The sequence below is a fragment of the Achromobacter sp. ES-001 genome, from assembly GCF_019448355.1.
GTDB lineage: Bacteria > Pseudomonadota > Gammaproteobacteria > Burkholderiales > Burkholderiaceae_B > Achromobacter > Achromobacter spanius_B.
This window is the reverse complement of record NZ_CP079940.1, coordinates 211,344-229,969: the sequence shown is the minus strand read 5'-3', so window position 1 is coordinate 229,969 and position 18,626 is coordinate 211,344. Positions and strand designations below refer to the sequence as shown.

The 18,626-nt window shown below is 64.7% G+C and carries 20 protein-coding genes; 5 read left to right on the top strand and 15 right to left on the bottom strand.

What is annotated here, in order from left to right:
* Window positions 1–74: 74 nt before the first annotated feature.
* Window positions 75–1,415: an MFS transporter gene (locus KYT87_RS01105; protein WP_104144757.1), complete on the bottom strand. Its 1,341-nt coding sequence runs from the start codon at window positions 1,413–1,415 to the stop codon at window positions 75–77.
* Between KYT87_RS01105 and KYT87_RS01100 the strand changes: the two genes are divergently transcribed.
* Complete coding sequence (locus KYT87_RS01100; RefSeq protein ID WP_219992804.1) at window positions 1,333–1,641, top strand: hypothetical protein; 309 nt, start codon at window positions 1,333–1,335, stop codon at window positions 1,639–1,641. The two genes, KYT87_RS01105 and KYT87_RS01100, sit on opposite strands and share 83 nt — an antisense overlap.
* Here KYT87_RS01100 and glmU read toward each other — a convergent pair.
* The 3 genes from glmU to KYT87_RS01085 all read right to left on the bottom strand — a co-directional run bounded on the left by glmU (window position 1,601) and on the right by KYT87_RS01085 (window position 4,623).
* A complete protein-coding gene (gene glmU, locus KYT87_RS01095) occupies window positions 1,601–2,974 on the bottom strand; it encodes a bifunctional UDP-N-acetylglucosamine diphosphorylase/glucosamine-1-phosphate N-acetyltransferase GlmU (RefSeq protein ID WP_046805302.1) in 1,374 nt (457 codons plus the stop codon). The two genes, KYT87_RS01100 and glmU, sit on opposite strands and share 41 nt — an antisense overlap.
* Window positions 2,975–3,040: 66 nt before the next feature.
* Window positions 3,041–3,913: a PhaM family polyhydroxyalkanoate granule multifunctional regulatory protein gene (locus KYT87_RS01090; protein ID WP_219991547.1), complete on the bottom strand. Its 873-nt coding sequence runs from the start codon at window positions 3,911–3,913 to the stop codon at window positions 3,041–3,043.
* Between the two features lie 38 nt (window positions 3,914–3,951).
* Window positions 3,952–4,623: a glycine zipper 2TM domain-containing protein gene (locus KYT87_RS01085; RefSeq protein WP_219991546.1), complete on the bottom strand. Its 672-nt coding sequence runs from the start codon at window positions 4,621–4,623 to the stop codon at window positions 3,952–3,954.
* 143 nt (window positions 4,624–4,766) lie between these two features.
* On the opposite strand from KYT87_RS01085, the gene KYT87_RS01080 reads away from it, so the two are divergent.
* Complete coding sequence (locus KYT87_RS01080; protein WP_046805299.1) at window positions 4,767–4,994, top strand: DUF3717 domain-containing protein; 228 nt, start codon at window positions 4,767–4,769, stop codon at window positions 4,992–4,994.
* A gap of 78 nt (window positions 4,995–5,072) precedes the next feature.
* Here the strand turns inward: KYT87_RS01080 and KYT87_RS01075 are convergent, their stop codons facing one another.
* Genes KYT87_RS01075 through KYT87_RS01055 form a run of 5 tightly spaced genes read right to left on the bottom strand, consistent with a single transcriptional unit; the run spans window position 5,073 to window position 9,165 of the window.
* The gene (locus KYT87_RS01075; protein ID WP_046805298.1) at window positions 5,073–5,687 is read right to left on the bottom strand and encodes an SCO family protein; all 615 of its coding nucleotides are present in this window, start codon (window positions 5,685–5,687) and stop codon (window positions 5,073–5,075) included.
* A gap of 16 nt (window positions 5,688–5,703) precedes the next feature.
* On the bottom strand, window positions 5,704–6,597 hold the full coding sequence (gene cyoE, locus KYT87_RS01070) for a heme o synthase (RefSeq protein WP_046805297.1): 894 nt from the start codon (window positions 6,595–6,597) through the stop codon (window positions 5,704–5,706).
* Between the two features lie 13 nt (window positions 6,598–6,610).
* Complete coding sequence (locus KYT87_RS01065) at window positions 6,611–7,645, bottom strand: heme A synthase (RefSeq protein ID WP_104144719.1); 1,035 nt, start codon at window positions 7,643–7,645, stop codon at window positions 6,611–6,613.
* Between the two features lie 48 nt (window positions 7,646–7,693).
* Window positions 7,694–8,323, bottom strand: coding sequence for a hypothetical protein (locus tag KYT87_RS01060; RefSeq protein ID WP_185975343.1), 630 nt, complete (start codon window positions 8,321–8,323; stop codon window positions 7,694–7,696).
* 35 nt (window positions 8,324–8,358) lie between these two features.
* Window positions 8,359–9,165, bottom strand: a complete 807-nt coding sequence (locus KYT87_RS01055; protein WP_046805295.1) for an SURF1 family protein — start codon at window positions 9,163–9,165, stop codon at window positions 8,359–8,361.
* Window positions 9,166–9,201: 36 nt separating this feature from the next.
* Here KYT87_RS01055 and KYT87_RS01050 point away from each other — a divergent pair, with 36 nt between their 5' ends.
* On the top strand, window positions 9,202–9,402 hold the full coding sequence (locus tag KYT87_RS01050; protein ID WP_006216871.1) for a twin transmembrane helix small protein: 201 nt from the start codon (window positions 9,202–9,204) through the stop codon (window positions 9,400–9,402).
* Window positions 9,403–9,515: 113 nt separating this feature from the next.
* Here the strand turns inward: KYT87_RS01050 and KYT87_RS01045 are convergent, their stop codons facing one another.
* The 5 genes from KYT87_RS01045 to coxB form a co-directional block, all read right to left on the bottom strand.
* Window positions 9,516–10,391, bottom strand: a complete 876-nt coding sequence (locus KYT87_RS01045) for a cytochrome c oxidase subunit 3 (protein ID WP_219991545.1) — start codon at window positions 10,389–10,391, stop codon at window positions 9,516–9,518.
* A gap of 36 nt (window positions 10,392–10,427) precedes the next feature.
* Window positions 10,428–10,652, bottom strand: a complete 225-nt coding sequence (locus KYT87_RS01040) for a DUF2970 domain-containing protein (RefSeq protein WP_006216869.1) — start codon at window positions 10,650–10,652, stop codon at window positions 10,428–10,430.
* A 6-nt stretch (window positions 10,653–10,658) separates the two neighbouring features.
* Entirely contained in the window at window positions 10,659–10,784 is a 126-nt protein-coding gene (locus KYT87_RS01035) for a cytochrome oxidase small assembly protein (protein WP_219991544.1), read from the bottom strand.
* A gap of 30 nt (window positions 10,785–10,814) precedes the next feature.
* Window positions 10,815–12,422 (bottom strand): cytochrome c oxidase subunit I, encoded by a 1,608-nt coding sequence (ctaD, locus tag KYT87_RS01030; protein WP_104144718.1) that lies wholly within the window; start codon window positions 12,420–12,422, stop codon window positions 10,815–10,817.
* Between the two features lie 105 nt (window positions 12,423–12,527).
* Entirely contained in the window at window positions 12,528–13,685 is a 1,158-nt protein-coding gene (coxB, locus tag KYT87_RS01025) for a cytochrome c oxidase subunit II (RefSeq protein ID WP_104144717.1), read from the bottom strand.
* A gap of 300 nt (window positions 13,686–13,985) precedes the next feature.
* Here coxB and KYT87_RS01020 point away from each other — a divergent pair, with 300 nt between their 5' ends.
* Complete coding sequence (locus KYT87_RS01020; protein WP_219991543.1) at window positions 13,986–14,792, top strand: NUDIX hydrolase family protein; 807 nt, start codon at window positions 13,986–13,988, stop codon at window positions 14,790–14,792.
* A 6-nt stretch (window positions 14,793–14,798) separates the two neighbouring features.
* Here the strand turns inward: KYT87_RS01020 and KYT87_RS01015 are convergent, their stop codons facing one another.
* A complete protein-coding gene (locus tag KYT87_RS01015) occupies window positions 14,799–17,483 on the bottom strand; it encodes a cation:proton antiporter (RefSeq protein ID WP_104144716.1) in 2,685 nt (894 codons plus the stop codon).
* Window positions 17,484–17,717: 234 nt separating this feature from the next.
* On the opposite strand from KYT87_RS01015, the gene KYT87_RS01010 reads away from it, so the two are divergent.
* Window positions 17,718–18,509 carry a phosphodiesterase gene (locus tag KYT87_RS01010; protein ID WP_255593773.1) on the top strand — a complete coding sequence of 264 codons (792 nt, stop codon included), beginning with the start codon at window positions 17,718–17,720 and terminating at the stop codon, window positions 18,507–18,509.
* Window positions 18,510–18,626 lie beyond the last annotated feature (117 nt).

The window sequence follows — 18,626 nt, the reverse complement described above, 5'->3', positions numbered from 1 at the left end:
CGCGCGCCTGGCAAAGGGAAGCAGGCGCCGGCCGCCATTATAGAAGCGGCCGGGACCCAGGGGCGCAACGGCCGCTAGGCACGCAGTTTGTTGAACCGGACCGTATTCACCACCACCGCCAGCGCCGCGCAAATGGTGCCCAGCACCAGCGCCAGCCCGGGGCCATGCGCCAGGCTGACGCTGAACGCGATGGCCACCAGCGCGGTGCCGAAACTTTGGCCGAACACGCGCGTGGTGGCCTGCAAGCCGCCCGCCGCGCCGCTGCGAGAGCGGGGCGCGGCCGACAGCATGGCGCGGTTGTTCGGAGTCTGGAAGAAGCCGAAGCCCACGCCCGCCACGAACATGCCCGCCACGATGGGCCAGTTGGACACCGTGGCCGGCAACAAGGTCAGCCACAGCATGCCGATCACCATCGTCGCCGCCCCCACGCCGCTCAAGGTGGCGGCCGAGTAGCGGTCAGACAGGCGGCCCGCCAGCGGGGCGATGATGGCCGTGCCCACGGGCCAGGCGCCCATCAGCATGCCCACTTCCAGATAGGGCCGGCCCAGCACCTGCTGGAAATAGAACGGCAGCGAGACATACGACGCCATCTGCGCGGCGAACGTGCAGGCGGACGCCCCCACGGCAAAGGCCAGTGGCCGGATGCGCAGCAGGTCCACCGGCACCAGCGGCGCCGGCTGCTTGCGCGCGCGGCGCACCAGCACCAGCCCCGCCACGGTCGCAATGGCCACCAGGCCGATACCGCGCAGCAGATCCTGCCCCATCATGTCGACGCCGGAAATGAAGACGCCCAGCGTCGCCATGCACAGCAAGGCGCTGATCCAGTCCAGCTTCACATCGTTGCGCGGCACTTCGGGCAGGTGGCGCAGGCCGAACATGGCCAGCACGCAGATCGGCAGGTTGACGGCGAAGATCCACGGCCACGGGGCCACCGACAGGATGGCGGACCCGATGGTGGGCCCCAGCACCGACATCACGGCCACCGTGGTGGCGTTGATGCTGATGCCTCGGCCCAGCATGTGCAGCGGATAGATGTTGCGCACGAGGCCACCGAACATGCACATCAGCGTGGCGGCGCCCACGCCCTGGAACACGCGCGCGGCGGTCAGCTGCCACAGCGTGCCGGCCAGCGCACAGCCTAGCGATGCCAGCGTGAACAGGATCAGGCCGAAGGTGAACATGCGGCGAAAGCCGATGCGTTCGGCCAGCGCCGACAGCGGCAGCAGCGCCATCACCACCGCCAGGTTGTAGGCGTTGACGATCCACACGGCCTGCGCCGGGGATGCGTTCAGGTCGACGGAAATCGTGGGCAAGGCCACGTTGGCGATGGTGGTGTCCAGCACCGACAGGCTGATCCCTGTCATGACGGTGGCGGCCGCCCAGTACCGACGCGGCGCCGGCAAGCCGTCGGGCAGCGCGCTTTTGGCGCTGCCGTTGGGGCTGCTGTTGGGGCTGCTGTTTGGGCTGCTGTTTGGGCTGCTGTTTGGGCTGCTGTTGGCGCTGCCGCTGGGGCTGCTGTTGGGGCCGCCGTTGGCGCTGCTGTTGGAAGCGCCCCGGGGGCCGCCCGAGGCGTTGTCCGGGGCAGGGTCGTTCTGCGCCATCACGACTTCTTCGCGGGACGCTGCCAACCCTCAACGGTAAGCTGCTTGGCGCGCGAGACGGTCAGCTTGTCGGCCGGCGCATCGCGGGTAAGCGTGGTGCCGGCGCCCAGCGTGGCGCCACGGCCGACGCGCACCGGGGCCACCAACTGCGTGTCCGAGCCGATGAAGGCGTCGTCTTCGATGACGGTGCGGTGCTTGTTCACGCCATCGTAATTGCAGGTGATGGTGCCCGCGCCCACGTTGACGCGTTCGCCAATGTCGGCATCGCCGATGTAGGCCAGGTGGTTGGCCTTGCTGTCGGCGCCCAGCACGCTCTTTTTGATTTCGACGAAGTTGCCCACATGGCTGCGGTCGCCCAATTCAGCGCCCGGACGCAGGCGGGCATACGGACCCACGCGCGCATCGCGGCCCACTTCGGCCTGCTGCAAATGGCTGAACGCTTCAATCTGCGTGCCCGCGCCGACGCTGACGTCGCGCAACACGCAATGCGGGCCGACACGCACGCCATCCGCCAGCGTGACGTTGCCTTCGAATACGCAGCCCACGTCGATGAACACATCGCGTCCGCAAGACAGCGTGCCGCGCACGTCGAAACGGGCGGGGTCGGCCAGCGTGACGCCGGCTTCAAGCTGGCGGCGGGCCTGTTCGCCCTGCCAGCGGCGTTCCAGTTCGGCCTGCTGCACGCGGCTGTTCACGCCCAGCGTTTCCCAGCCGGCGCCCGGCTGCGCCGCGCCCACGGGCACGCCATCGGCCACGGCCAGGCCCACCACGTCGGTCAGGTAGTACTCGCCTTGCGCATTCTTGTTGTCGATGCGGGTCAGCCAGTCTTTCAGCTTGGCGGTCGGCGCGGTCAGGATGCCGGTGTTCACTTCCTTGATGGCGTGTTCGGCGTCCGACGCATCCTTGTGTTCCACGATGCGGCACACGTTGCCCTTGTCATCGCGCACGATGCGGCCATAGCCGGTGGAATCGTCCAGCACTTCGGTCAAGACGGCGGCGCCCGCGCCGCGCGCATCCAGCAGGCGTTGCAGCGTGTCGGGCTGCACCAGCGGCACGTCGCCGTACAGCACCAGCGTGACATCGTCCTTGCCATTGCCTTCTTGCAGCAGCGGCACCGCCTGCTGCACAGCGTGGCCGGTGCCTTGCTGCGGCTGCTGCAACACGAAGTGCAGATCCGGCTGGCCTTCAAAGTCCTGTTTGACGCGGTCCGCGCCGTGGCCCACCACAACGATGATGCGCGCGGGTTTCAGCTGCCGCGCGCTGTCCAGCACATGGGCCAGCATGGGTTTGCCGGCCAGCGTGTGCAGCACTTTGGGAAGGTTGGACTGCATGCGTTTGCCCAGTCCGGCGGCGAGGATCACTACATTAAGCATAGGTTCAGATAGGTTAAGAGACGGCGCAAACGGCCTTGCGACCGATGCGAGTCGATTGGAAGGAGATCAGGGCTTGCCGTCGGCAGGCCCGGTTTTCTTGGATGCCCGAGGAGCGGTCTTGGCGGCGCTCTTCGAAGCGGACTTGGCCGCGGTCTTGCGGGCGGCGGGCTTGGAAGCCTTGGGCTCGGACTTGGCGGCGGCCTTGTTGTCCTTGGGTTTGGATTGACCGGCGTCGTCACCGGCCGTTGGCGCGGCGGGATTGGTCGGCATGGATGCGGCGGTGGCGGCGGCGATCTGGTTGAACTGCTGCTGCAGCAGATCCCACCAGGCCTTGGAGGCGGACTGGGCGGCGGCGCCCATCTGCTCGGTCATGCCCGGCCCGGCAGATTCGGACGCGGCCGCGTTGTTGGGGTTGGCGGCGTTGGTGGCGTCCGCAGCGGCATCAGCGGGCGGCGCATCTTGAGGCTTGTCATCGCGCGCGCTGAATGCAGAAGATGATGACGACGTGGACGAACCCGACGATGCCGGCCTGGCGGCGGACTTCGGCGCGGGCTTCAAACCCAGCACCACTTCCAGCGGCGAGGCCGCGCCGCTATCGCGCACGGCGTTCATGTCCATGCTGGCCGCGCTGTCCACAAACGCGCGCAGCGTGCTGATCGTGGAGCGCTGCACTTCCATGCCTTGAATGGTGGAGGACAGCATCGACAAGTTCATGCGCAGCCAGTTCTCCACCGAGCGCAATTCGGCGATACGGCGGTCCAGGTCTTCAAGATTCATGGGAGGCGCCATCGGCAGGCTGCTGGCCAGGCCGCCCGGGCCGGTCAACCCCGCCCAGGCCTGGCGCATCATTTCCATGCTGGCCAGCAAGGGGTTGCCCGACAGATCGGAATTCTGCCCCATGCCAGGAAGGACGAACGGGTTGGTGAATTGGTCGCTCATGCCAGGTCTCCCCAAAGACTAGTGCCGCCGGCCGCGGATCATCCGGGCAGCAGCTGGTTGTTTTCCACACGCACGTGGTCGCCGGACGCAAAAGCAAACGGCTGCGCGCTGCGAAACTGGCGCGCACTGCCGTCGCTCATGCGGACCGTCAGCTCATAGTGCGTCACCGTTTGTTGCTGTCTGATATTACGCTCAACTTCGCGGCCTGCCAAAGCACCGCCGACTGCGCCAAGCACCGTCAGCGCCGTCTTGCCGCTGCCTCCGCCAAATTGATTACCCACTACGCCGCCCACCACGCCGCCACCGATGGTGCCGACCAGGTGATCGCTGTTGTCCTTGACCGGCACCTGCACCTGGCGGATGGTTTCCACCACGCCACAGCTCTGACAAGCCTGCTGCGCCGGGGCGGGCGCGGGTGCGCGAGGGGCCGACGCAGACGCCGGGCGGGCCTGCTGCGTCGCGGGTGCGGATGGCTGCGCCTGACGCGTAGCCGGTGCCGGGGCGGGCTCTGGCGCGGGCGCCGGGTTAGCGCTCTCGGGGCCGGCTTCGGCCACGGGCGTATCGGCGTGCGGGTTGGCCGAGGGCGAGGGCAACCAGCCCATCACCGCGGCCACGCCCACTGCGCACATGACGATCACGGCGATGGCGGCTGCCGCAACCAGCGGGTGCAAGCCGCTGCGCGGGCTTTGAATTCGGGTGGATGTATTCATGACGATGCTCCATCGTAACTAACCGGCATCGGTATAGCACCCGGGCGCAGTTTCGGCATGTTGCGATGGTGACGCTTCTTTGCAGGCGTTGCAGCGCGTCGCGGCGCGGTGGACAGCCTTGTGCATTCGTGGACAATAGGCGGATGGATTCCATTTCCCTGCCCCAACTCGAACAGGCGATCAATTACTGGCGCAACGTCTCGCCGTCTGTCGGCGACGAATCGCGCCTGTGCCCGGAAGCGGCGGCGCTGGCCACGCCCTATGCCTTGATGATCATTTCGCACCGCCACGACATCGCGGTTGCCGAACTGAATGAAAAAGCCCAGGCTGCGTTGGCCGGCTGGGCTGCTGCGGGCACTACGGCCCGCTGATTTTTCTGCTGATTCTTCTGATCGTCGAACTGATCCCTGCATGGATCCCTGTGCGGATCCTTCCCCGGCACCACTGCCTCAGTTCTTGAGCAGCGCCTGGATGTCGTGCGTCAGCGCGTCCACGCCCAGGTTGTTATTGGCCAGCACGCGCGATTCGCCCTTGCCATCAATCAGGTAGAACGCGGCGGTGTGATCCATCGTGTAGTTGCCGTCCTTGGTGGGGGCCTTGGCGTAGTACGCCTTGAACGATGCCGCCGCCTTCTTGATCTGATCCGGCGTGCCGGTCAGCCCCAAAAAGCGCGGGTCGAATGCCGTCACGTACTGCTTGAGCACTTCCTGCGTGTCCCGCTCCGGGTCCACCGTAATCAGCAGCACCTGCACGCGGTCGGCGTCCGGGCCCAGCTTTTTCATCACCTCGGTCAGCTCTGCCAACGACGTGGGACACACGTCGGGGCACTGCGTGAACCCGAAGAACACCACCACCACCTTGCCGGCAAAGTCGGATAGCTGACGGCTCTTGCCGTTGGTATCGGTCAGTTCCATGCCACGGCCCAGTTGGGTACCGCTGATGTCGCTGCCCTTGAACTTGGGCGCGGCATCGCCGCAGGCGGCAAGCGCGCCGGCAAGAACCGTCACGGCGGTGGCGGCGGCAAGGCGCAGGCCCAGCCGGCGGCTGGCGGAAAACACGGACATCAACAACCTCCAGGGGTCAGCGCAGCAGGCCGACCCAGTGGTCCACCAGCAGGGCGCCGAACAGCAGCGCCAGGTAGAGAATGGAAAAGCGGAACATGCTGCGCGCCAGTTCGTCGCTATAGGCGCGGTACAACCGCCACGCATAGGACACGAACATGCCGCCCAGCACCAGCGCCGACAGCAGATACAGTGCGCCGCTCATGCGGATGGCGTAGGGCAACAGCGTCGTTGCGACCAGCGCCACGCTATAGAGCAAGATGTGCAGCCGCGTGAACTGGTTGCCGTGCGTGACCGGCAGCATGGGCAGGCCGGCCTTGGCGTAGTCGTGGTTGCGGTACAGCGCCAGCGCCCAGAAATGCGGTGGCGTCCAGATGAAGATGATCAGCACCAGCACCCAGGCTTCGGCCGGAACCGAATCGGCCACCGCTGCCCACCCCAACGCGGGCGGCATCGCGCCCGACAGGCCACCGATCACGATGTTCTGCGGCGTACGCGGCTTGAGGATGACGGTATAGATAACGGCGTAGCCCACAAAGGTGGCGAACGTCAGCCACATGGTCAGCGGGTTCACCAGCGTGTACAGCACGAACATGCCCGCGCCGCCCAGCAAGCCGGACAAGCTCAATACCTGGAAGGCTGAAATGGTGCCACGCGCGGTGGCGCGTCGCGCGGTGCGCAGCATGCGCGCGTCGACTTCCTGTTCGATCAGGCAATTGATGGCGAAGGCGGCTGCGGCAAGCAGCCAGATGCCGATAGTGCCGAACAGCACGCGGCGCATATCGGGTACGCCCGGCACGGCGAGAAACATGCCGATGACCGCGCAAAACACCGCCAACTGCGTAACGCGCGGCTTGGTGAGGACGAGGTATTGGCGGAACAATCCGGGTTGAGGAGCGGCAAGACTGGTCATAGTGGACCCTATTTTAAACGCGCACCGAATTGGGGCCATAGCCCCCTGCCGGCACGCTTCCCGCCGTGGACAAGCGCACCATCAGCACCACGGCGGCCAAGGTCAAACCGGCCGCGCCCCCATTGTGCAACACCGCGATCAGCAAGGGCCACTGGAAAAAGATGGTCGTCAGGCCGGTGAACAGCTGGGCGCCCAACAGCGCCAACATCAGCGTGGCCGGGCCGCGCAGGCCCGGTTCGGCCCGCAACCGCCATGCCAGCGTGCCCAGGTACAGGAACACGACGAAGGCAAAATTGCGGTGCACCCAATGAATCGCGGTCAGCGCGGGTTGCGAGATCATTTCCCCTGAGGGCAATTCACCCAGGCCACGGATCACGGAATAGCCGCCGTGAAAATCCATGTCCGGCACCCACTGCCCGTGGCACATGGGGAAGTCCATGCAGGCCAGCGCCGCGTAGTTGGTGCTGACCCAGCCGCCCAGCGTCACCTGCACCAGCAGCAGGCCGAAGCCCGCCGCCACCCACGGCTTCCAGCGCTTGGCCGCCGCGGCGATCGCCAGATGCGGGCGTTCACGCGCCGACAACCAGGTCATCAGCGCCAGCACCGACAAGCCGAACACCAGATGGGCCGTCACCACGGCGGGCATCAGCTTGTGCGTGACGGTCCACGCGCCGAACGCGCCCTGCACGCACACGGCCACCAGGGTGGTCACGGCCAGCGCGGGCGACCGGCCCAGTTCACGGCGATAGCGCCACGCCATATAGACGATGCCGATGATGAGCATGCCCAGGATGGAACCGACGTAGCGGTGGATCATTTCGATCCAGGCCTTGGACATGGTCACCGGGCCGAACGGCATGGCTTGTGACGCCTGGTGGATGTCGCCCTGCGCGCCCAGCGGCGTCACGCTGCCGTAGCAGCCGGGCCAGTCGGGGCAACCCAGGCCGGAATCCGTCAGGCGCACAAACGCGCCGAACATGATGAGGTCCAGCGTCAGGAACCAGGTAAAGAAAACGAGCTTGCGATAACGCGCTTTGATGCGTTCCATGTCAACCAGGAAAAAAAGAAAATGCCCGCGCCCCTCGGGGGAAATCCGTCAACCGATGCGCGAGTTATAGACGAGCTTGCTGATGTCCTTGCGCACTTTCACGCCATCGGCATCGGCAGGGTACTGCATCATCAGGTTGCCCAGCGGGTCGATCACCCACATGGGGTCCTGCAACGGTGGCTGTCCGGCGGCGCTATCGCGGGCCAGCAGGTAGCGGGCAAGCTGGTCCGGATTCACGCGCAGCATGACCGTGCCTTGATAGGCTTCCAGCACCTTTTCGGGCACGGGGGCATCGTCGGTGATGAACCAGACGCGCGCCAGGCGGTCCACGTTCTTGCCCTGACTGGCATGCGTGTTGCGCGTGATGTAGAGCTTGCGCGCGCAGCTTTCGGGGCAGGCGGCGCCGTCTGCGGCCACCAGCAGCCATTTGCCCTTGAGGCTTTGCAGGTCGAAGGGCTTGCCGTCCAGGGTGGTCAGCTTCAGGTCGGCGGCGGCGGGCATGGGCCGCTGGGGCGAGACCAGCGTGCCGTAGTTGCTGGAATCCGATGGCCACCACTGCGGGTTCATGTAGACGACGAAGGCGGCCACGATGGGCGCCAGCGAACACAGGAACACCAGCACCATGGGCATCAACGAGCGCTTGCGCGCGGGCGGACGGGATGAAATGTCGCGAGCCACTTTATATCCTGGAAAAGTCTTTCATTGATGCGCGCTCAAGGCTTTGGACCTTGTCCCGCGCGCTGGCGCATGCGCTTGATGGCGCCCCCCAGCACCACCAGCCATGCGATGGCGGCAATCGAAGCAAACGCAAACCACTGCACGGCGTAAGACGTGTTTTTCTGAAAGTCCACCGGCGGCTGCGGCCAGTCGCGCACCAGGCCGTCGGCACTGTTCTGGCCGGGCTGGCCGGTCTGGGTCAGCACGACAGGCAGCAGGTTCAGCCCCGTTGCGCGGGCATAGGCGTCCAGCGGCAAGTTCTGGACCTGCGGCAACGTGCCGCCCGCGATGGGCCACGTGGCGGGCAGGGCGGATTGGTCCTGCCCACCCAGCGACCACAATTCGAACATGCGCGGCACGCGTTCGGCCATTTCGCCGGTGATGGTCTGCGGGCCTTGCGGCGTGGCGGGCAGCGCGGGTTCGCCCTGGCCCGGCATGACGCGGGGCAACCAGCCGCGCAGCACCAGCACGGCCTGGCGCGACGAGGCATCCAGCAACAGCGGCGTGGCCAGCCAGTAGCCCGGCCGCCCTTCGTGGTTGCGATTGTCCAGCAGTACACTGAATTGCGGCAGCCACGCGCCCGTAGCCTGCGCCACGCGCCACGGCGTCAGGTCATCGGACGGGGTAGCGGGCGTGAGCATCACCGGCGCTTGCTTGCGGCCCGCTTCGATAGCGGCCAGAATGGCGCGTCGCTCATCGCTGCGACGCAACTGCCACTGCCCGAGCGACGCCAGAATCACCACGGCAACGCCAAGCAGAATCAAGGCGGCTATGGTGTTGCGGGTTGAATGCGGTCGGGCCATGTATCGTTGCTAACTCTGTTTTGTCCGGAGACCACCATGCGCGTTTTCGTCGTACTGGCCTTCATCGGAATTCTGGCCAGTCTGGCATCCGCCCTGGTCTATCTGATGCGGGACAAAGGGTCCACCAGCCGCACCGTCAATGCGCTGACCGTGCGCATCGGGCTATCGGTTGCCCTGTTTCTGTTTGTGCTGTTCGCCCACCACATGGGCTGGATCGAGAGCACGGGCCTGCGCTGACGCGCCGGCCCCGGCGTGCGGCAAGCCTGAAAAGGAATCGGGCGCCGCGCGTTAATCGACAGGGTTATCGCCCTGGAGTTCCCGCGCGGCGCCCAACTTGCGGCGCCGCAAGCCTAGAACCAGTACACAAACAGGTACAGGCCCAGCCACACCACGTCCACAAAGTGCCAGTACCACGCGGCGCCTTCAAAGCCGAAGTGATGATCGGCGGTGAAGTGCCCGCGCATCAAGCGCACCAGGATCACCGTCAGCATGGTGGCGCCCAGGATCACGTGGAAGCCGTGGAAACCGGTCAGCATGTAGAACAGCGAACCGTACGCGCCCGAATTGAATTTCAGGTTCAGTTCGGTATAGGCGTGATGGTATTCGGCGGCCTGACAGGCCACGAAGACAAAGCCCAGGATGACCGTGGCGGCCAGCCAGAACATCGTCTTGCCACGATGGTTTTCGCGCAGCGCGTGGTGCGCGATGGTCAGTGTGACGCCCGAGGAAAGCAGCAGCGCGGTGTTGATCGTGGGCAGCCAGAACGGGCCTACCGTCTGGAACTCTTCGACTACGCCGGCCGGCCCGAAGTTGGGCCATGCGGCCTTGAAGTCGGGCCACAGCATCAGGCGGTGATCGATGTCGCCCAGCCACGGCGTGGTGATGGTGCGGGTGTACCAGAGCGCACCGAAGAACGCCGCGAAGAACATCACTTCCGAGAAAATGAACCAGCTCATGCCCCAGCGGTACGAACCGTCGATGCGCTTGCTGTTCAGGCCGGCTTCGGATTCCTGGATGGCGTCGCCGAACCAGTAATACAGCACCACGATCAAACCGATAAAGCCCGCCAGCACGGACCATTTTGCCCAGCTGACCCCGTTGATCCAGCCCGCGGCGCCCAGCCCCATGAACAGCAGCGCCACCGCCGTACGCACGGGATGCCCCGAGTCGGCGGGCACAAAGTAGTACGGTGCCTCTTTACCTTGAACCGAGTGGCTTGCACTCATGGCTTTCTCCCTGGTACAGATTTAGATTTAAGTGATTCAAGTCAGGCTGGAAACGGCCCAACGCACAATTAATACCAGCACAGTCACGAAGATTGCCGCCGCCAGCAGCCCAGCCAGAATCACGTGCACCGGGTTCAGCTTGGCGCTGTCTTCCCGGTAGCCCGCGCCCTTGCGTACGCCAAAGAACCCCCACGCCACCGCCTTCATCGTCTGAAGGAAACTGAGCTTGCGGCGTGAGGTTTCGTGCAGGTCGTCGCTCATGGGGGCCTAACCGACCGCGTTGCCCGTCAGCAGCGCCGCACCGCGAAACACGGTCCAGCCGAACACGGCAATGACGAAGGCCACGAGGACCCATCCTGCAATCTTGTTACGGCGGCGCTGCTCGGGAGTCATTGCTGTGCTACCTGGATCGTGGAAGATGGTTTACTTCACTTCGGGCGGAATTTCGAAGGTGTGGAACGGGGCGGGCGAAGGCACCGTCCATTCCAGCCCTTCGGCGCCTTCCCACGGCTTGGCGGCCGCCGGTTCACCCTTGCCCATGTAGCAACGAATGATCGCCCACAGGAAGATCAGCTGCGACAGGCCGAACCAGAACGCGCCGATGGTGGCCATCTGGTGGAAGGTCGTGAATTGCGCGGCGTAGTCGGCGTAGCGACGCGGCATGCCGGCCAGCCCCAGGAAGTGCATGGGGAAGAAAGTCACGTTGAAGGAAATCAGCGTGGACCAGAAGTGCAGCTTGCCCAGCTTTTCGCTGTACATGCGGCCCGTCCACTTCGGCACCCAGTAGTAAGCGCCCGCGAACAGCGCGAACAGCGAACCGGCCACCAGCACGTAGTGGAAGTGCGCCACCACGTAATAGGTGTCGTGCACCTGGATGTCGATGGGCGCCACCGACAGGATCAGGCCGGTAAAGCCGCCCATGGTGAACACGAAGATGAAGCCGATGGAGAACAGCATCGGCGTTTCGAACGTCATGGAGCCGCGCCACATGGTGGCGACCCAGTTGAACACCTTCACCCCGGTGGGGATGGAGATGAGCATGGTGGCGTACATGAAGTAAAGCTGGCCGGTGACCGGCATGCCCGTCGTGAACATGTGGTGGGCCCACACGATGAACGACAGCACGGCAATGGACGCGGTGGCGTACACCATCGAGGCGTAGCCGAACAGCTTCTTGCGGGCGAACGCGGGCACGATGGCCGACACGATACCGAACGCCGGCAAGATCATGATGTAGACCTCGGGGTGTCCGAAGAACCAGAACACGTGCTGGTACAGAACCGGGTCGCCACCGGCGGCGGCGTTAAAGAAGCCCGTGCCGAAGTGGCGGTCGGTTAGCACCATGGTGATGGCGGCGGCCAGCACCGGCATCACGGCCAGCAGCAGAAACGCGGTGATCAGCCAGGTCCAGCAGAACAGCGGCATCTTCATCAGCGTGAGGCCGGGGGCGCGCATGTTCAGGATGGTCACGATGATGTTGATCGCGCCCATGATCGAGGACGCGCCCATCAAGTGCATCGCAAAAATGCCCAGGTCCATGCCCGGACCCATCTGCAACGACAGCGGTGCATACAGCGTCCAGCCGGCGGCGGTGGCGCCACCCGGCACGAAGAACGAGGCCGTCAGCATGATGGCTGCCACCGGCAGCAACCAGAAGCTGAAGTTGTTCATCCGCGCGAACGCCATGTCGGATGCGCCGATCTGCATCGGGATCATCCAGTTCGCAAAGCCCACGAAGGCCGGCATGATGGCGCCGAACACCATGATGATGCCGTGCATGGTGGTGAACTGGTTGAACAGTTCGGGGCGGAAGAATTGCAGACCCGGCTCGAACAATTCGGTACGCAGCAGCAAGGCTAGCGTGCCGCCTTCCAGCAACATGGCAAACGAGAAGATGAGATACATCGTCCCGATGTCTTTATGGTTCGTGGCGAAAAGCCAGCGACGCCAACCCGAAGGCATGGCGTGGTGGTGGTCATCGTGACCGTGGCCGTGGCCCGGCGACACGTGGTCTACAGTGACGCTGCTCATGATGGACTCCTTCCTGCTGAGTGCCGGCCCCGATCCACGGGACCGGCAGGGTATCTCTAACTAAACGGAACCGGTTCTATCGGTGTAGGGCGCAGGGCTGCGCGATCAACGCGCGGCCGCAACGTCCTTCGGTAGAACCGTCGGGTCCTGCCCCTTGCCTGCATTGCTCCAGGCATGGCGTGTATAGCTGATGACCGCTGCGATCTCGACATCATTGAGCTGCCCGCCAAATGCCGCCATCGCGGTGCCGGGCTTGCCCTTGAGCACGGTGTTGATCTGGCCCGCCTTGGGGCCTAGAACAACCTTGTCTCCGTCGAGTGCCGGGAAGCTGCCCGGGATGCCCTTGCCGTTGGCCTGGTGACAGGCCACGCAATTCGCGGCGAAGACTTTTTCGCCACGGGCAACCAGTTCGGTTTCCGTCCACTCTTTATTAGGATCGTCGGCGTTTGCCGCCATTTTCTTCTTTTGGTCTTCAACCCACTTATCGTAGTCCGCTTGCGCCAGGACTTCGACAACGATGGGCATGAAGGCGTGGTCCTTGCCGCACAGTTCTGCGCACTGGCCCCGGTAGATGCCCGGGGTATCGGCACGGAACCAGGCGTCGCGCAGGAAGCCGGGGATGGCGTCCTGCTTGACGCCGAAGTCGGGAATCATCCACGAGTGGATCACGTCGGCCGCGGTCAGCACGACCCGGACCTTTTTGTCCACCGGCACCACCATGTGGTTGTCCACTTCCATCAGATAGAACTCGCCCTTGGGCTCGCGGTTCTCGATCTGCGCGCGGGGCGTGGACAGCGTGGACAGGAACTTGACGCCGGCGGCAGAGCCGTCGAGGTACTCGTAGCCCCACTTCCATTGATAGCCGGTGACCTTGATGGTGAGGTCGGCGCTTGAGGTGTCCTTCATGGCCACGACCGTCTTGGTCGCCGGCAGCGCCATGGCGATGACGATGATGAAGGGGATGACCGTCCAGGCCACTTCCACGCCCAGATGCTCGTGGAAAGTCGCCGCCTTGTGCCCGCGAGATTTGCGGTGCGCCCAGATGGAATAGAACATCACCCCGAACACACCGATGAAGATCACGATACAGATCGTGAGCAGCATCCAATGCAGCCACATGATGTCGCGTGATATTGCGGTCACGCCTTCATGCAGGTTCAGCTGATTGACCTTCGGGCCGCCGGGCATGTCTTGCACCTGAGCACCGGCCACGCTGCCAATCAGCATCGCACAAGCCCCCAGTATCCCTCTCCACTTCTTCATGCTTACCTCGAAACACGGCGCGAGGGCCCTTGTCGCCTAGTGGCACGAGTGTCACTTCAACAGGACTACGCGCAATTATTAGATGGCAGGGTTAAGCAGGGAGATAGAGCGGCCCCCGCGTTCCCACTCGAAATCACAAAGAAACTGGCGGATTATAGCGGACACGCAAATAGATGTAAGACAAGGCTCTTGAATAAAAGGGGCCTGCCCCCATCTGCGCTCGCCCCGCGTTCGACCCTTGACGCGCGCCGCAAACCGTGTGGCATAAAATCGTCGCCACCCTCATCACAACACGCCAAGATGCCCAAGCAGTTGTCCGATCTGTATGCCGACCTGTGCGCCCGCGCGCAGCAACCCGCTCCCGACGGCGCGCATGTTTTATATGTCGCGGGCCGGCGCTGCGGCTGGGCCACGCATGCGGCGTGCGACGCCCTGCGCGACGCCCCCGGCGTCGTCTGCGACCAGGCCGCGCTGCACATCGGCGCGCACCTGAAACCGGGCGCGGAGTTGAACGCCGTGCTGGAAAACACCGCGCAACTGTTGCGCCAAGCCAACTGCTTGCGCGGCTGGCGCGATGAACTGCTGGACGTGATGGACGGCAACGAACCCGTCGGCGTGATCGAACGGGCGGCGGTGCGCCCGCTGGGCCTGCTGACGCACGCGGTGCACCTGAGTGCCTGGACGCCGGACGGCCGCATGTGGGTGGCGCGACGCGCGTTAAGCAAGTCCACCGATCCCGGTATGTGGGACACCCTGGTCGGGGGGCTGGCCGGTAGCGGCGAAGACCTGGAGCTGGCGCTGGTGCGCGAATGCGGCGAGGAAGCCGGCCTGGACCCGCACCATCTGGCCAGGCGCACGCCGCTACGCACCATCCTGCGCATTCACCGCCGGTTGCCCGAGGGCTATCAGGTGGAGGACGTGCTGACCAGCACCTGCGTACTGGCCGCCGATGCCCGCCCCGCCAACCGGGACGGCGAAGTGATGGAGATCGCCACGCTGGATGTGGCCACCGTGCTGCGCCAGATCGAAGAAGGCGAGTTCACGCTGGAGGCGGCGCTGGTGATTGTCGAAGACATCATGCAACGCCGCGCCGCCGGCCAGATCTGACCTGACTTAGCGGGACGCCGCCCCGGGGGCATCGGCCGCGGGCTCGGCGGGCAGGCGCATGCCGGCCTGGTCGGTCTGGTCGGCCGGGCCGTCCTGGCGGGATTCGCGCGCGGCGTCGGCTGCCTCGGCCGCTTCGGCCGCCTGCGCCGGGCTGGGCGCCGAAGCGGGCGCGGGCGAAGGCGTGGCCGCCGCCTGGGACGCCTGCGAGAACTGCTTCCACACCTCGATGGCGCGCAGCCGCTGCTTGGCCACCACCTGGATTCGCTCGCGCAGATGTTCATCGCGCGCCAACAGGGCGTGGAAGTCGCGCGATGTCAGCATCAGCAGCTTGCTGTAGCCCAGCGATGTGACTTCCGGCGTGATCTGCTGTTCGCCCAGCAGCCCAAGTTCGCCAAAGAACTCGCCGCTGCCCAGTTCGATCATGGTGTTGTCGGGCAGGTGCACCGCCACGGCGCCCGACGCCACGAAGCACATTTCCTCGCCGTGCCGGCCCTTGGTCAGCACCCGCTGGTCGGGCAGCGCCAGACGCGGCTTGAGCAACTTGCTGATGGCACGCAGCGAATCCGGCGACAGGCCCTCGAACAGCGGCACGCGCTTGATGAGTTCGGCCGCGCTCATTTCAATATCCAGCGGCGGGTGCGTGTCGATGTGCGCCCAGCGGCTTTTCAACTGCGCCATCAGATCCGCGTAGACCTCGCCGCTGATCAGGAATTGCTCAAGCATGTCGCGGTAGCGGATGCGTTCAAGTTCGCGCGCGACGCGGCCCAGATAGCTTTCCTGCAACCATTGCGCGTACGACGGATATTGCAGGTTCAATGCCTGCAGGGCGCTTTCGACCAGGTCCAGGCGGCGCTGGTGCAGCACCACGATGCGCTGGGTGGCGTCTTCGCCCAACAGGGGCGTGATCTGTTCGCGGGCGAACACGATCAGCCGCTGCGCCACCGAACGCTTGCTCATCAAGTTGGCAAACCGTTGGCCCAGTTCGCGCGCCAACCAGCCCTGGAAGCCGAACAGATAGTGCATCCGCAAGGCCAGTCGGAAGCCGGTGGAATAGCGCACGTCCTGCACGATAGCGCGCTCGAAGCCGGGCACACCGCCCAGCCGGATGGCGTCTTCCAGCCGCTCGGCTCGTGCCAGCAGCGTTTCCGCCATGCGCCAATCCACGATCTGCGCTTTCAGGATGTCGAAGAACATTTCCTCTTCGCGCTGCGCCACGATGGCCAGGCCCACGGCGACGCGCTGCTCGTCGCTCATCTGGCTGACCTGGCCGTCGTGCACGCTGGTCAGGCTGGCGTCGAACACGGCGCGGATGCGGTCGCGCACTTCCGTGCCGATGTGCTCGGTCTTGGCGACTTCTTCCGTCTTGCCTTGCAGGTCTTCCAAGGCCACGGCCAGCGCCTGGTTGCGGATGGTGCGTTCCACGGACGACAGCTGGTTCAGCCCCAGCATGCGTATCAGCGGCCGCAGGCTGATGCCGTTGATGAACAGCGTCAGCAGCACATAACTGGTAGTGGCCACCGCGATGAACTGGCGCGCCTCTTCGGCCACGCCGGTCTGCTCGGTCACGGCCAGGGCCAGCGCCAGCGACACGGCGCCGCGCAGCCCGCCCCACAACATCACCACTTTGTAGGGGTTGCTGACCTTGGTGCCCAACCGCGTCAGCCCCAGCAGCGGCAACAGGCCGAACACGACAATGGCGCGCGCCACCAGGGTGGCGACGAACACCACGGCCACCAGCACCAGTTCCTGCCAATCGGCAGCCGCCATCAGCTTGGGGATGAGCATGGCCGCGAACAGGAAAATCAGGGAGTTTGCCCAGAAGCCGAACTGTTCCCAGGCGCTGGACAGGTATTCGAAGGTGGTGGGCGACATGCGCGTGCGGCCGGTGGAACCCACGACCAACCCCGCGATCACGGTCGCGACCACGCCCGAGACGTTCAGATAGTGTTCCGAAATGAAGAAGGACAGGTAGGCCAGCGTCAGCGTCAACGTGATTTCGGCCGTGGGAAAGCCGCGCAACCAGGCAAACAGGAAGCAGGCCAGCCGCCCCATCGCAAAGCCCGCGATGCCGCCCCCGATGAAGTGCACGATGAAGTCGTTGAAGATGCCGCTGACGGTGAGCTCACCGTGACCGCCTAGAACGGCCAGCAACACGGAATACAGGGCGATGGACGCGGCATCGTTGAACAGGCTTTCGCCTTCGACCAGCGTCGTCAGGCGCTTGGGCGCGCCCACCTCGCGGAAAATACCGACCACGGCAACCGGGTCGGTCGTGGCCACGATGGCGCCAAGCAGCAGGCATACCACCAGGCCGTAGGACGAGATCGCGTCCAGGGTCACGCCCACCACCACGGTACAAACCACGACGGCCACAATGGCCATCATTAGGATGGGCCCGATGTCGTCCATCAACCGGCGCACGTTCATGGACAGCGCGGTTTCGAACAGCAGCACCGGCAGGAACACCATCAGGAAGGTTTCGGACGAAATCTCGAAGCGTTCCAGCGAATCCAGGAAGTCGGCGATCCAGCTGGGCGCCCAGCCGTGCACATGGATCACAATCCCCAGCAAGCAACCGACGATAGCCAACAGCACCGAGTAGGGCAGCTTGAGGCGGCCCGCCAACGGCGGCATGAAGCAAACCAGAGTGAGCAGTCCGGCCAGGCCGAACACAAGAAAACCTACATCCATGAATAGCGCCGAGTCGCGAACGGTGAAAAGTTTCACAAGAATAGCGGCATTTTCGGCGGACGCCGGGCAGGAAACCGTAGGTATCGTAGAGAATGCACGTTTCGTTACCCGGCTTGCGAAGGCAGAAACGCGTCGCGCCATGTTTTTTGGGTAATGTTCAAACGTGCAAAACCCCGACAGGAGCGGCACTTGCCACGCGTCCATTCTTTGGCCCGGCGTCACGACGCGCCCGCCATGCTTGTCCAATTGACCGACAGCCATTTGTTCGGCGAGCCCGATACATCGATGCTGGGCGTCAATACCGACGCGAGCCTGCGCGCCGTGCTGCGGCAGATCGACGCCGACGGCAAGCGCCCCGACCTGTTGCTGGCCACGGGCGACCTGTCCCAGGACGGCGAGGCGGCAGCCTATCGGCGGTTTGCGGCAATTCTGGGCCAGGCAAGCGTGCTGGCCGCTGCGCAGATCCGTTGCCTGCCGGGCAATCACGACCAGCCCGCCGTGATGCGGCAGGAACTGGCGCATTGGTCTACGCCGGTCACCGACGTGGGCGCCTGGCGCGTGGTCACGCTGGACACCACCGTGCCCGGCTCCAATGCCGGGCATCTGCCGGACAGCCAGTTGGACATGCTGGAAGCCGCGCTTGCCGAGGCGCCCGGCCGTCATACCTTGATCGCCATGCATCACAACCCGATGCAGATGGACAGCCACTGGCACGACTCGATGATGATCGACAACCCGCAGGTGCTATTCAAGCGCCTGACCCGCTGGCCGCAGGCGCGCGTGCTGTTGTGGGGCCACGTGCATCACGAATTCGATCGTCGCCGCCACAACCTTCGCATGCTGGCCACGCCGTCGACCTGCTTTCAATTCAGCATCCGCGACGGCAAGCACGTGGTGGACAACCTGGCGCCGGGTTATCGCTGGATCAAGCTTTATCAGGATGGATCGATGGCCACCGGCGTGCGTCGCGTGCAGGACGCGCTGTGGCATACGGCGCTTGCAGCGGACAACGCGCAGGCCGCATAAAAATCGGGGCACCAGATATACGAATATATGTGGTGCCCCGCAAGCATCCGTCTCATAGGGGAGGGGAAAGAGGAGAAGCCGAGACGGATGGCAAGACTGCTAACCAAAGTTCGCGGT